The 12,547-nt window shown below is 55.3% G+C and carries 13 protein-coding genes; all 13 read right to left on the bottom strand.

From position 1 onward, the window contains the following. Window positions 1-164 precede the first annotated feature (164 nt). The 13 genes from ccmI to hspB all read right to left on the bottom strand — a co-directional run bounded on the left by ccmI (window position 165) and on the right by hspB (window position 12,012). The gene (gene ccmI, locus AC1Q8Q_RS05370) at window positions 165-1,379 is read right to left on the bottom strand and encodes a c-type cytochrome biogenesis protein CcmI (protein WP_064614979.1); all 1,215 of its coding nucleotides are present in this window, start codon (window positions 1,377-1,379) and stop codon (window positions 165-167) included. Beyond that, window positions 1,372-1,845, bottom strand: a complete 474-nt coding sequence (locus AC1Q8Q_RS05375; RefSeq protein ID WP_013973856.1) for a cytochrome c-type biogenesis protein — start codon at window positions 1,843-1,845, stop codon at window positions 1,372-1,374. Before AC1Q8Q_RS05375 ends, ccmI begins: the two co-directional genes overlap by 8 nt. Next, window positions 1,842-2,378, bottom strand: a complete 537-nt coding sequence (locus AC1Q8Q_RS05380; RefSeq protein WP_046816061.1) for a DsbE family thiol:disulfide interchange protein — start codon at window positions 2,376-2,378, stop codon at window positions 1,842-1,844. The genes AC1Q8Q_RS05375 and AC1Q8Q_RS05380 overlap by 4 nt, the downstream gene beginning before the upstream one ends. After that, entirely contained in the window at window positions 2,375-4,363 is a 1,989-nt protein-coding gene (locus tag AC1Q8Q_RS05385; protein WP_046816060.1) for a heme lyase CcmF/NrfE family subunit, read from the bottom strand. Before AC1Q8Q_RS05385 ends, AC1Q8Q_RS05380 begins: the two co-directional genes overlap by 4 nt. Window positions 4,364-4,366: 3 nt before the next feature. Next, on the bottom strand, window positions 4,367-4,828 hold the full coding sequence (ccmE, locus tag AC1Q8Q_RS05390) for a cytochrome c maturation protein CcmE (protein WP_013973859.1): 462 nt from the start codon (window positions 4,826-4,828) through the stop codon (window positions 4,367-4,369). Further along, the gene (gene ccmD / locus AC1Q8Q_RS05395) at window positions 4,825-5,001 is read right to left on the bottom strand and encodes a heme exporter protein CcmD (RefSeq protein WP_007939192.1); all 177 of its coding nucleotides are present in this window, start codon (window positions 4,999-5,001) and stop codon (window positions 4,825-4,827) included. The genes ccmE and ccmD overlap by 4 nt, the downstream gene beginning before the upstream one ends. Continuing rightward, window positions 4,998-5,753 carry a heme ABC transporter permease gene (locus AC1Q8Q_RS05400; protein ID WP_046816059.1) on the bottom strand — a complete coding sequence of 252 codons (756 nt, stop codon included), beginning with the start codon at window positions 5,751-5,753 and terminating at the stop codon, window positions 4,998-5,000. The genes ccmD and AC1Q8Q_RS05400 overlap by 4 nt, the downstream gene beginning before the upstream one ends. A gap of 497 nt (window positions 5,754-6,250) precedes the next feature. Further along, a complete protein-coding gene (locus tag AC1Q8Q_RS05405; RefSeq protein ID WP_013973861.1) occupies window positions 6,251-6,877 on the bottom strand; it encodes an isochorismatase family protein in 627 nt (208 codons plus the stop codon). Window positions 6,878-6,914: 37 nt separating this feature from the next. After that, window positions 6,915-7,946 carry a 2,5-dihydroxypyridine 5,6-dioxygenase NicX family protein gene (locus tag AC1Q8Q_RS05410; protein WP_046816058.1) on the bottom strand — a complete coding sequence of 344 codons (1,032 nt, stop codon included), beginning with the start codon at window positions 7,944-7,946 and terminating at the stop codon, window positions 6,915-6,917. Between the two features lie 11 nt (window positions 7,947-7,957). Further along, window positions 7,958-8,725 (bottom strand): alpha/beta fold hydrolase, encoded by a 768-nt coding sequence (locus tag AC1Q8Q_RS05415; RefSeq protein ID WP_013973863.1) that lies wholly within the window; start codon window positions 8,723-8,725, stop codon window positions 7,958-7,960. Next, on the bottom strand, window positions 8,725-9,474 hold the full coding sequence (locus AC1Q8Q_RS05420) for a maleate cis-trans isomerase family protein (RefSeq protein WP_024087612.1): 750 nt from the start codon (window positions 9,472-9,474) through the stop codon (window positions 8,725-8,727). Before AC1Q8Q_RS05420 ends, AC1Q8Q_RS05415 begins: the two co-directional genes overlap by 1 nt. 219 nt (window positions 9,475-9,693) lie before the next feature. Then, window positions 9,694-10,611 (bottom strand): alpha/beta hydrolase, encoded by a 918-nt coding sequence (locus tag AC1Q8Q_RS05425; RefSeq protein WP_046816067.1) that lies wholly within the window; start codon window positions 10,609-10,611, stop codon window positions 9,694-9,696. A 219-nt stretch (window positions 10,612-10,830) separates the two neighbouring features. Then, the gene (hspB, locus tag AC1Q8Q_RS05430; RefSeq protein ID WP_013973865.1) at window positions 10,831-12,012 is read right to left on the bottom strand and encodes a 6-hydroxy-3-succinoylpyridine 3-monooxygenase HspB; all 1,182 of its coding nucleotides are present in this window, start codon (window positions 12,010-12,012) and stop codon (window positions 10,831-10,833) included. Between the last annotated feature and the right edge of the window lie 535 nt (window positions 12,013-12,547).

Genomic DNA, 12,547 nt, shown 5'->3' on the forward strand with positions numbered 1-12,547 from the left:
ACGTGCTATGTATCGAGACTAACCGGCTATGATTGGCGCTCCCCCTGACGACCATAAGTTGAAAGAATGACGGCGAGGGTAGCGCTGGACCGCATAAACGCTCAGGCCCAGGACGAGCGTGAGCAAAGTGATACGAGCGATGGCGGTCATTGTGCGAATTCCTGTTATTGGTCCGGGCTGTCGATGGTCAGGTGCTGCGGCGCGGTGGTGCTGCTCGCCAGGGGTTGGCTGCGGCCGATCCATTCACCGGCGGTGGGTTGACCGGCACGGGAGATCCGCGCCACCAGTTGGACTTCAGGGAAGTTCGACAGTTTCAGTTGCGGCATCATCGCGTCCGCATCCCCCAGCTCTACGGTCACCGGCAGGTCGGCGACGGTCAGGCGCTTGGCCGCCAGCGGGGCCGGCGGGCCGGACGCGGCGCGGGCGAAAATGAACACGCTGTCGCCTGGCTGCACCTTGGCCTTGAGCGCCGGCGCCAGCTCGACACGCACCTTGAGCACGGCGGCCGTCTTGGCGGCGGGTGCCTGGGCCTGCGCCGGCGCAACCTGGCCGCCAGCAGCCTGGAGCTTCTCGGTGGCGCGGGCGATACCGCCCTGCAACGCCTCGCGGGACTTGTCACCCTCCGGCAGCTCCACCAACAGGCGGCTCCAGTAATCAATCGCGTCCTGGTAGCGTTCGCCTTCGAACGCGGCGATGCCCAGCAGGCCGAGGCTGGTGACCTCCTTGGGATCGAGCTTCAGCGCTTCGTCGGTCAGGGCCTGGACCTGGTCCGACCATTTCTTGCCATCGGCGAAGTACTGCGCCTGGGCCCACTGGCCCAGCAGTTCGGGTTGGCGGCCCGCCACCGCCACGGTGCGCTGGAAGATCTTCGCTGCATCCGCGGGCCGGTCCTGGGCCATGTACGTACGGCCAAGGAAATACAGGCCCTCGGCGTTGTCCGGTTGCGCCGCCACCGCCCGCTCCAGGCGTTGGGTCATTTCTTCCATCGACTGCGGCGCCTGGGCGAACTCACGGGTCAGTTCGACCTTGTCGCTGGCACCGAAATGCAGGTACAGCCCCAAGCCCAGCAACGGCACCAGCACGGCGGCGAGCAACGGCAAGGGCTTGCCCAGGCGCGACTCGCGCGGCGCCTCGGCGCCCTCGGTGTCGGCCAGCAGCTCACGGGCGGCTTCGGCGCGGCCGGTGTCCAACTGCGCGGCGTTGAGCACGCCCTCCTCCCGCTCGGCCTGCAGTTGAGCGACGCGCTCCTGGTACAGCGCCACGTTGAGCGCGGTACGGTCCTCTTCGCGCTGGGCACGGCGACCACGCAACACAGGAATCAACAGAAAACTCAGGGCAATCAGGAGCAGCAGACCTGCGGCGAGCCAGAAATCAATCATGCTTGGTTGTATCCAACAGTTGGTCGAGGCGCTGGCGCTCTTCGACGGAAAGCGTGTCCGGAGCAGCCGTACGTTGCACCCGACGACGACGCACGATCACGGCGATGACCACGAAGCCACCGAGCAACAGCCCGGCGGGGCCGAACCAGAGCAGCGCGGTCTTGGAGGACAAGGCGGGGTTGTAGCGCACGAACTCACCGTAGCGGTCCACCATGAAGTCGATGATCTGCTGGTTGTCCTTGCCCTCGCCGAGCATGCGGAAGATTTCCTTGCGCAGGTCAGCGGCAATCGGTGCGTTGGAGTCGGCGATGTCCTGGTTCTGGCACTTGGGGCAGCGCAGTTCCTTGGTCAGCTCGCGAAACCGCTCGCGCTCGCCCTCGTTGGCGAATTCGTACGTGTCGATGGCGGCATGGGCCACTCCCACCAGGCTCAATCCGAGCATGGCGGCTGCCAGCCAGCGCCTCATGGCTTGGCCTCGTCAACCAGTGCCTGGTATTTGGCGGCCAGCTTCTCGCGCCAGACCTGTTCGTCGATCACCCCGACAAACTTGTCGCGGATGATGCCCTTGGCATCGATGAAGAAGGTTTCCGGCGCCCCATAGACCCCCAGGTTCAGGCCCAGGGAGCCCTCCTCGTCGCGAATATCCAACTGGTAAGGGTTATGGAACTCGGCGAGCCATTTCAGCGCGTCGGCGTTGACGTCCTTGTAATTGACGCCGTAGATCACCACGCCGTTCTGCGCCAGCTTGTTCAGCACCGGGTGCTCGACCCGGCAAGAGATGCACCAGGTGCCCCACACATTGACCAGCGCCGGCTTGCCCAGCAGGTTGGCGCGGGTCAGGGTCTTGTCACCTTGCACCGAGGGCAGGGAGAATTCCGGGAACGGTTTGCCGATCATCGCCGAGGGCAATTCGGACGGGTTCAGGTAAAGCCCGCGGTACAAGAACACTGCCATCACCAAAAACAGCGCCAGCGGTAACACCATCAACCAACGTTTCATGCAGTGGCTCCCGTCACGCCCAGGGCTTCGCGCACCCGGGTTTTCACTTTGACCCGATAACGCCGATCCAGCGCCGCGAGGACGCCGCCCAGGCCGGTGAGCAAGCCACCGAACCAGATCCAGCGTACGAACGGCTTGACGTGGACGCGTACCGCCCAGGCGCCATCACCGAGGGGTTCGCCCAGCGCCACGTAGAGGTCGCGGGTGAAACCGGCGTCGATCCCGGGTTCGGTCATCACCGAGTTCTGTACGGTGTAGAGGCGTTTTTCCGGGTGCAGCACGGTGATCTCCCGGCCGTCGCGAATGACCCGCACGGTGCCTTTGTCGGACGTGAAGTTCGGACCTTCGAAATGCCTAGCGCCCTCGAAAAAGAATTGGTAGCCGCCCAGGTCCATAGACTCGCCGGGCGCCAGGCGCAGGTCGCGCTCGGCGCTGTTCTGGCTGGACAGCACCACACCGAGGGCGCAGACGGCGATCCCCAGGTGGGCGAGCTGCATGCCCCAGTAACTGCGGGTCAGGGTCGGCAGGCCTTTGACCAGACCTTTATGGCGAGTCTTGTCGAAGATGTCCCGCACGCCCGCCAGCAACACCCACGCCGCCAGCACGAACGTTGCCAGCACCGCCCAATTGAAATCGCCATAAGCGATGCCCGCCACCACGGCCAGGGCGGCGGTGCCAAGCAGCACCGGCGTGAGCATGCCCAGCAGCCATTTGACCGGCGTGTCATTCCAGCGCACCAGCACACCGATCGCCATCACCACCATCAGAATCGCCATCAGCGGAATGAACAGTGCGTTGAAATATGGCGGGCCGACCGACAGCTTGGCGCCGGACAACGCATCAAGCACCAGTGGATACAGCGTCCCGAGGAGAATCATCGACGCCGCCACCACCAACACCAGGTTATTGCCCAGCAGAAGGGTTTCCCGGGACCGGAGGTTGAAGCCGACCTGACTTTTCACCACGGGTGCACGCAGGGCGAACAGCGTCAGCGAGCCGCCGACCACGAACAGCAGGAATATCAGGATGAACACGCCACGCTCGGGATCCGAGGCGAAGGCATGCACCGAGGTGAGCACGCCGGAGCGCACCAGGAAGGTCCCGAGCAGGCTCAGCGAGAACGCCGCGATCGCCAGCAGCACAGTCCAGCTCTTGAACACCCCACGTTTTTCGGTGACGGCCAGGGAGTGGATCAACGCGGTGCCGACCAGCCATGGCATGAAGGAGGCGTTCTCCACCGGGTCCCAGAACCACCAGCCACCCCAGCCGAGTTCGTAATAGGCCCACCACGACCCGAGGGTGATGCCGATGCCGAGGAAGGCCCAGGCGACAATGGTCCATGGCCGCGACCAGCGCGCCCACGCGGCGTCGAGGCGACCACCGAGCAACGCGGCGATGGCGAACGCGAAGGCCACGGAAAAGCCGACGTAGCCCATGTAGAGCATCGGCGGATGGACGACCAGGCCGATGTCCTGGAGCAGCGGGTTGAGGTCGCGGCCGTCCATCGGCACTTGCGGCAGGATGCGCTCGAACGGGTTTGACGTGAGGATCAGGAACAGCAGGAAACCGATGCTGATCATGCCCATCACCGCCAGCACCCGGGCCAGCATCACTTGCGGCAACTGTCGGGAGAACACCGATACCGCGAAGGTCCAGCCGGCAAGAATCAACGCCCAGAGCAGCAACGAACCTTCGTGCGCGCCCCACACCGCGCTGAACTTGTAGTACCAGGGCAAGGCGCTGTTGGAGTTGCTGGCAACATAGGCCACGGAAAAGTCGTCGGCCATGAACGCATAGGTCAGGCAACCGAACGCGAACAGCATGAATGCAAACTGCCCCCATGCCGCAGGCTGGGCGAGGCTCATCCACAAGCGGTCGCCACGCCAGGCACCGAGCAACGGCACAACGGCCTGGACCAGGGAAAAACACAGCGCCAGGATCATCGCCAGATGGCCCAGCTCAGGAATAAACAGACCGGCATTCATCGATCAACCCTCCTTCACGGGAGCGGGAGCGGGCGCCGACTGGCCGCTGTCTTTCAGGGCCTTGGTCACTTCCGGCGGCATGTATTTCTCATCGTGCTTGGCCAGCACCTCGTCGGCCACCACCACGCCATCGGCGTTGAGCTTGCCCAGGGCGACAATGCCCTGCCCTTCGCGGAACAGGTCGGGGAGGATGCCGCGATAGGTGATGGTCACGGTCTTGTTGAAGTCGGTGACGTTGAACTTCACATCCAGCGAATCGCCGGAACGCACCAGCGAACCCTGCTCCACCATGCCGCCGGCACGGATGCGCGTGTCCATGGGTGCTTCGCCATTGGCGATCTGGGTCGGGGTGTAGAACAGGTTGATGTTCTGTTGCAAGGCGCTGAGGGCGAGGCCGACCGCCGCGCCGACGCCGACCAGGATCGCCAGGATGATGACAAGACGTTTTTTGCGCAGCGGATTCACTGACCGTTCTCCCGGCGCAGACGACGCGCCTCTTGTTGCAGATACCGCTTGCGAGCCAGGATCGGCGCCGCCACGTTGAGGGCCAGCACCGCCAGGCAGATGCCATAGGCTGACCAGACATACAGGCCGTGATGGCCCATGGCGAGGAAGTCGCCGAATGACGCGAAACTCATCGAGCGGCCTCCAGGCTGTTCTGTACTTCGGCTTTCACCCAGCTGGCCCGGGCTTCGCGCTTGAGCACTTCGAGGCGCATGCGCAGCAGCAGCACTGCGCCGAAGAAGCAGTAGAAACCCAACACGGTCAGTAGCAGCGGCAGCCACATCTCGACCGGCATCGCCGGTTTTTCGGTGAGGGTGAAGGTCGCGCCCTGGTGCAGGGTGTTCCACCATTGCACCGAATACTTGATGATCGGGATGTTGATCACGCCGACAATCGCCAATACCGCGCAGGCCTTGGCGGCGCTGTCACGATTGCTGATGGCGTTGCCCAACGCAATAAGACCGAAGTACAGGAACAGCAGGATCAGCATCGACGTCAGTCGTGCGTCCCAGACCCACCACGAACCCCAGGTCGGCTTGCCCCAAATCGCCCCGGTGACCAGCGCCACGGCGGTCATCCAGGCACCGATGGGCGCTGCGCATTGCAGGGCGATATCGGCCAGTTTCATCTTCCACACCAGGCCGACCACACCGCAGATCGCCAGCATCACGTAGACCGACTGGGCCAGCATCGCCGCGGGGACATGGATATAGATGATGCGAAAGCTGTTGCCCTGCTGATAGTCCGGCGGCGCGAAAGCCAGGCCCCAGACCAGGCCGATGCCGATCAGCAACAGGGCCGCGACGCTCAGCCAGGGCAACAGTCTGCCGCTGATGCCGTAGAACCACTTGGGTGAGCCGAGCTTATGAAACCAGGTCCAGTTCATTGCTATTTCCATCACAGTTGCGGCTCGCCCAAACTTGCCACCAGAACGGCATTACAGAAGAAATGGAAGCTCTTCAATGTGTTAGCTTCCAACGATATAGAAGACTAGGGAGTCGGCTGCTCAATGAACCCGCGACAAGAAATTAGGATCGTCTAATTATGGATCAGCCCTGAAAGCGATGAGATTAAATACCCCCCCCGAACAAGCATATAAGCCTTACTTGCCACACTTATTTGCAAAGTACTCTATCCATCACACACCAAACCTAAAATTCAATTAACTCACGGACAGATCACCAAAATTCTCAACCGAATACAGAATCAAAAACTGCGTCATCGAGACAAATAAAACAGAAATCGCGATAACACTATGACTTAAATAATTGACTCAGCGAAGCATCTGAAATTACATGCGTACTTAAAAAGTAGAAATGTGCGTTCGGCGCCCATTATATGTGCCGAGACGCACCAAATTAAGGACTACAATTAATAAATCGACTAGCCCGCAACCGATCGCAGCCATTTTAAAATGTCGTCGGAATCGGTTACATCACCATACTTTTGCTGTATGTCGTACAGACTCGCTTCATGTGGCCCTTTCGCACGATCCGCACAGCAGTCCGCTGGCACAAGCACTTTGAACCCGGATTGTACAGCGTCTACAACAGTAGCGCGGACGCACCCCGAGGTCGTTGCACCTGTCACCACAACTGTATCAGTATTTGTCCCTGCCAGCAGGCTGGATAACGTCGACCCAAAAAAAGACGAAGCTCCTTTTTTTACAACAACTACATCGTTTGGCTGAATACCTGTTGCCATATCTATTTCAACTAATCGGGACCCATAGAGCAATGCAGCCATACCAGAAGATTTCTCCAACCACGGAAGCATCGGTATCTCCCCTGGATGATATGCGATTGTGGTAAATATCACCGGAAATTCTAATGCCCTTGCCAAGTCACAAATTTCTTTTGTGCGGGACATCTGGAGTGAGGCATCAGAGGCAGTTGGATATTGAAGATCAGTAAATCCATACGAAAAATCAACAACAATGATAGCTGGGTGCACGCCTCTAGACACCGGATTACCGAAACCTGCAGCGTCATATACTTCTTTTTGTGACATATAATACTCCTTGCGTCCGCACAATTTAGCAGCACGTCTACCTTTGCACTAGCTGAATTTCTTTAACAACAATGTCGCCATCAATGACCACTGGCGTATCATCAAGGAACAATGAACAGTTACGCATTGGAATATCAAGATGACAGGCGGTATCATTCGATCCGCCAAGCTCATTGTTTGGACCGGTTGAAAACATTACATTGCCGTAAAAACTTCTGAGCTCCATTCCCATTCCACCTGTAAATTGCCCCGGAACAAAGCTGTGCCATTTAGCATGTGGATTCATTCCCCAGCCTACATGACTCATTCCTTTACCACGGGGATCATTAAATGAGTCCATATAGGAATTAACGATCTGAGCTTCAAGACCGCCGCGAATATCGACTATCCAACCTTTTTCTATAGTGTAAGTTATTGGCTCCCTAACCATGAGATTTTGCGGTAAAAGAACATCACCTGGGGCGACAACTATGGTTCCATCCACACCGTCATCGTCACCGCCAGTGAATACAAACCCCGAAGGCCAATGATCCCAACGACCTGGTGTATCTGTACAAGCGTACTCTGCTATAGTAGGATAGGTATTCAGCTTGTATGTAATATCTGTCCCATGCGGGGATGTGATCCGCATATCCTTAGCGTTTTCAACTAACTCCGCTGCAATAGAAACTTTCTCTCGCAGCTCTGGAAATGGCAGCATACGGGCCAGAAGCTCAGGAGGTTCCACCGCAGTTAAAATACGCGTACCTGCCGCTTGGATTTCAAACTGTTCAGCAGAAAACAAAAGGAATACGCAGTCAATCAACATGTCGCAGTTCTTAAGCGCCTCCACAGCACCGGGTAAATCGGCAAGTCCCGTAACCCCGACAGCCCAGCCATTAGAAGGCAATGGCGAAGGTAGCCTCATATGATACATCTCGGCTCCAAGTCGCTGGCCTGCGGCCATAAATGCGTCGGCGTACGCTAGACGTTCATGCCCCTGGGTTAGAACGATCAGTCGCTCCCCTTCATGTACACCTGACATTTTCAACTGATGTAGGCATATCTCGGTAAAACTCACATGGTCCATATCGCGCCTCTCTATCGATTGCTGACTGCAGTTATGAAGCCTTCTAAATTATCCCACGGAATCATGTGCCCAGCTTCTTCAACAACATACGTCGTAGTTTGAGGAGCTAAACTAATAATCTCCGCGATATCATCAGGCTGAATAACTTCTGCTCCACCAGCTACAACGAGTTGAATAGGAAGCGTCAATTGCGCCAAGTCGGTATGAATATCATCTGTGTGGAAGCCATCGAATGCGGTTTTGACCGCTGTGTACTGGCAGGTATGTAGCCACTCAGCCCGGAGCTCGATCTGTTCGTCCGTCCAAGTCGGGCAGTAAGACCGCATTTCCATCGCCGTACAGCCTCTTTGTGCTAAACGAATGGACTCCGCATACCATGACCACTTTGCAGGATACGGACGTCTACCTGGGCCAGAAACAGGTGGATCAACTAAGATCAATCGAGAAAACACCTGAGAATCTTTCCTAGCTGCTCGAATGGCAATTCGCGCACCCATTGAATGTCCTAAAACTACCACTCCTTCCATCCGCTGGGCTAACGCAACTAAATCATCAGCCATTGCGTCCAATGAGTAATCTAAATCACCCGATTCACTCAAACCTCTGCCTCGAACATCTACCACGTGGACATCAAAATATTTGGCAAGACGCTCGGCCACAAACCCCCATGTTACTGCAGGAGAGGTGATACCTGGGATTAACAGCAGCGGTGAACCCGTTCCCGGAAAATGAATGATGTGCTGACGAATGCCATTTGCATAAACGTTGTACCCTTTCATTAGTAGGCACCTGAAAGAAGAGTTCCACCACCAGGAACTCGTGTAGGGAGATCTAATGCAGTTAACATCGCCCAAGTAGTAGCAACTGCGGCTGAAATAACTGGCTTTCTGGTTTGCGCCTCAACCATTGTGATGGCATTTAATGATGGCATCTGGACACATGCAGAAATAACAATTGCATCAACGTCGTCCGTGCGCATGCTCGCAATTATTCCAGGCAAATTCATTGGATCATGGGCCGCAACCGCCAGATTATCCGAGATTTCTAGTGCTCGATAGTCACCTACTTCGATACCTTCATGTCGAATGTAATCAACTACCAATTCTGTTAACGGTTTCATGTAAGGAGTAACCACAGCCACGCGCTTCGCACCAAGAGCACGGATGCCATCTATAAGCGCCCCCGCCGAGGTAATAATTGGTGTTGCTGCATCATTATTCTCGGTCACATTTCGTAAGCGCTCCGCCGATACTCGGTGATAACCATGCCCCATGGACATAATCGCGACCAGGCAAGCGTATCCCATCACGTCGACGCGAGCGTCTGATAGTTCGAGTGCACAACGATCACTGTCGCCATCCATTCGAGCTAGTTCCTCCTTCGTTACATGTTTCATACGCATACGAGATGAATGGAAAGTGAATCGCTCAGGAGCTACCAGCTCCCGCGCCTTAAGCAGCGCCGGGATCTCCGTTTCCATAGTGATATTAGAGCTTGGGACAATTTGACCAACGCGTACAACCTTCATAGCTTCCACCTTTAGACGAAGTTAATATTCAGTACCGCGCATAAACCAAGATTTGAATTATTTATTTACCTTCCAAAGCCATTTGTACCAGACTACCACCCGCCGCAGCCCTCCTAGATAATCCATCCTATGCATGGATAGAATCACCTTGACCACGAACATAAGGGTCTTATGAGTGTGGCCCTACCAGCACTCACATATACCACGGAGTTATATAACTCAAAAAACCGACTCATTGACCCAATCAATTATAATTGCTGCGATATCGCTACTATTTTTCTCAGACATCATCATATGCCCATTACCTAAAACCCCGTAATCCTCAAGGAGAAAATGAGTGACGTCGTAATTTTGGTCTTGTAAATACTTTGCGGCTTTCAAATTTGCTTCTCGCATCCAACTAGCATGCCCGGTCACCAATGCGACTGGACGCTCATAAGGATCATGCGAGCCAGAGAATTCAACTGCACATAAACCATTTTCAAAATCTCCTAGTGAGTGTTGAAGGCCCGGATAGCCTAACGGCTCGACCGCGACTACAGCTTTTACCCTCGCCCCCCCTATTGCTGCCAATGCCCAGCCACATGGCCCACCTGCCGAGTGCGAGACTAAAATCGTGTCTCCAGTTACTTCAAACAACTGAGGTGCAATCGCTTCTACATGCTTTTGAGCTGCGGCCAGCGTTGTTGCCATTACTCCTTGGCTTGCCATGAATCTGTCTCCAGCGATTGGCTCATGATCCGGCCACTGATCATGATGCCTCGACTCCGGCCAGAGATTCTTGATTTTGGGCTCTACGAACCTTGGATAAAGCGTTTCATAGTCTGGATGCGGTACGTGAGCCCCTAAAATCTCACTGTTCCAACTATTTCGTCCATGACCAGGCCTATCTAATATAAATACTGGAAAACCTGCTTGCAGGAAATTATGAACCCATCCTGGACGCCCATCTGGAGTAGTTAAAAACTCTGAACCCTGCCCTCCACCACCATGTATAAATGTCACCGATACTGGCAGGGGATTAGCAGGCATAAACCATTGAACATAGGCGCTTACACCTGGATAGCTTTTACCCGCACTAAAGTGCGGAGGACTAGTCAGAAACTTTCCGCCAAAATCGGTAAGTTTGTAGTACATATTGCCACCACCACTGAGCAAGAAGACGTTGTCCGTGCCGACCGGATACCAGAGTGACACTTATTCACGCCTGTTGGGCGGGACCCAATAACGTATAGAACAATTAATAAAACAGACCACTAAACAACCATTGAAACCTTGCTTCATCAACAGATGACAGGCTCGCAAAATTTTATTATTGAACTATAGCAATCAGAATCCCACCAACTAATCAGCCGTCTACAGAAAGGTTTCCATAGTCTCTGGAAAACGCAAAGCATCGCGCATCCTATCTATATCCTTTGAAATGCTTCTAGTGTTGTTTACCCAGTCATTTTTTCCTTCACCAGGCTTCTGATGATATAAATTACGCAAATTGTCGCTTGCTCTAGGTGATACCAGTTCAATAAATTTCCGTCGGCGGTCGGCTTCGAACACGTCGAGAATGTCTTCACTACGACCGTCGTGTATGACCTGATTCAACACCGATGTTAGTGCAAAGGCGTCGAACATGCCCCCCGTCAAACCAAGCCCTCCAGTTGGGTTGGTTACGTGTGCAGCATCACCTATAAGGATCACACGACCATTGCGCATTCTATCCGTAACGCGCTGGTGCATTCTATATGGTGAGAAGGCGACTACTTCGTATGGATCGTTCGTCGGCAACAACTCTTTAAACACTTGATCGATGCGCCCACGAATGCCTTCCATAGGCAAGTTCGGATCTTCCATGAAAGTGACCCGCCATAGAGAATCAGCATCGATATTGCATATTACAGATCCATACACGTCGTCCACTTGCATAGTAGTTTTTCCAAAACCAAGCTTGTCAAAGTCGAACCTGGTATTTGTAGCTACATATCGTTGCGGCCAAGTTATGCCAAAGAAATTTTGATTCAAAACCTCTCGACGCACGAAGCTATTAGCGCCATCAGCTCCGATTAACCAATCCCCTTCGACAATCACGCCCGGCGACTCGCCCCCAAGAACTACCCGAACAGACCGCGGGCCCACTTCGCAATCAACGACTGGCGATGAGTATCGCACTTCAACATTCGGCAAGGCTTTGAGATGCTCGATTAGTATCCTGGAAAGCTTGTCCTGACCCAAATGCAGCGCGTAAGGCAATTCAACATCGCCCTCAAGACAACTGAGGTCCCAGAAGATCATTTCACTGGTAGAGTGAACGCGCCATGCAAAATTCTGCCTCATTAAACCAGCCGCGACGCAGTCATCAAGCACGCCCAACCGCTTCAGGTGTGGCAGTACCGGAAAATGATAAACGAGCGCGCGCGGACTATCGCTGGGTTGGCTCTCAGCTTCCAGCACCACCACATTTGTCCCCGCCTTTGCTAGGCCCAAGGCAGTCAGCAGCCCTACCGGCCCCCCTCCTACGATAATTACGCGCTGTTTCATGCTCATTGTGCTTCCTCATTTTTTGGGCGAATGCCTTGTTATGCGCTTAGGCGTGGGCACTTAAGGGCGCCGACACCTTGGGCTCCAGACGATACAGAATAATTATATGGCTGTACATATAGTTGTCAACTCAAAACTGATGTAGTCATCGGTGCGCTCACCGCCTTACCTCACGGCATGACCAGCGCGCCGATCCGGGCGCAGCCTTGACCGAAAGATGGAGCGGTAGCGCGACTTCAAACCCACCTTGCTAGGCCTCGCGTCGAGCGCCTCTGGCGAAGCTATGAAGGCAACCGACGTGACACGCTCTTGATCAGCGACAAGAAGAGTAATCGCAGTGACGCCGGTCACACGACGGTCCCGGATGTAGCAAATAATCACCTAGGGGGTGCTGGCCACCCACTTATACCTGCAAGATTTTGAAGAACGTCTAATGCACCTATCACCCTCCCAGTTTCGACTGGCGGTTTCGTTCGCACGCCCTTAGGGCTTCGATCTCGTATCGAATAGATAAATCGGCAACACACCACCATCGTTACTG

The sequence above is a fragment of the Pseudomonas sp. GW823-FHT06B06 genome (assembly GCF_058795195.1).

Coding starts and splice junctions, on each gene's coding strand:
- ccmI (WP_064614979.1), bottom strand. CDS start 1,379: ATGATTGATTTCTGGCTCGCCGCAGGTCTGCTGCTCCTGATTGCCCTG.
- AC1Q8Q_RS05375 (WP_013973856.1), bottom strand. CDS start 1,845: ATGAGGCGCTGGCTGGCAGCCGCCATGCTCGGATTGAGCCTGGTGGGA.
- AC1Q8Q_RS05380 (WP_046816061.1), bottom strand. CDS start 2,378: ATGAAACGTTGGTTGATGGTGTTACCGCTGGCGCTGTTTTTGGTGATG.
- AC1Q8Q_RS05385 (WP_046816060.1), bottom strand. CDS start 4,363: ATGAATGCCGGTCTGTTTATTCCTGAGCTGGGCCATCTGGCGATGATC.
- ccmD (WP_007939192.1), bottom strand. CDS start 5,001: ATGAGTTTCGCGTCATTCGGCGACTTCCTCGCCATGGGCCATCACGGC.
- AC1Q8Q_RS05400 (WP_046816059.1), bottom strand. CDS start 5,753: ATGAACTGGACCTGGTTTCATAAGCTCGGCTCACCCAAGTGGTTCTAC.
- AC1Q8Q_RS05405 (WP_013973861.1), bottom strand. CDS start 6,877: ATGTCACAAAAAGAAGTATATGACGCTGCAGGTTTCGGTAATCCGGTG.
- AC1Q8Q_RS05410 (WP_046816058.1), bottom strand. CDS start 7,946: ATGGACCATGTGAGTTTTACCGAGATATGCCTACATCAGTTGAAAATG.
- AC1Q8Q_RS05415 (WP_013973863.1), bottom strand. CDS start 8,725: ATGAAAGGGTACAACGTTTATGCAAATGGCATTCGTCAGCACATCATT.
- AC1Q8Q_RS05420 (WP_024087612.1), bottom strand. CDS start 9,474: ATGAAGGTTGTACGCGTTGGTCAAATTGTCCCAAGCTCTAATATCACT.
- AC1Q8Q_RS05425 (WP_046816067.1), bottom strand. CDS start 10,611: ATGTACTACAAACTTACCGATTTTGGCGGAAAGTTTCTGACTAGTCCT.
- hspB (WP_013973865.1), bottom strand. CDS start 12,012: ATGAGCATGAAACAGCGCGTAATTATCGTAGGAGGGGGGCCGGTAGGG.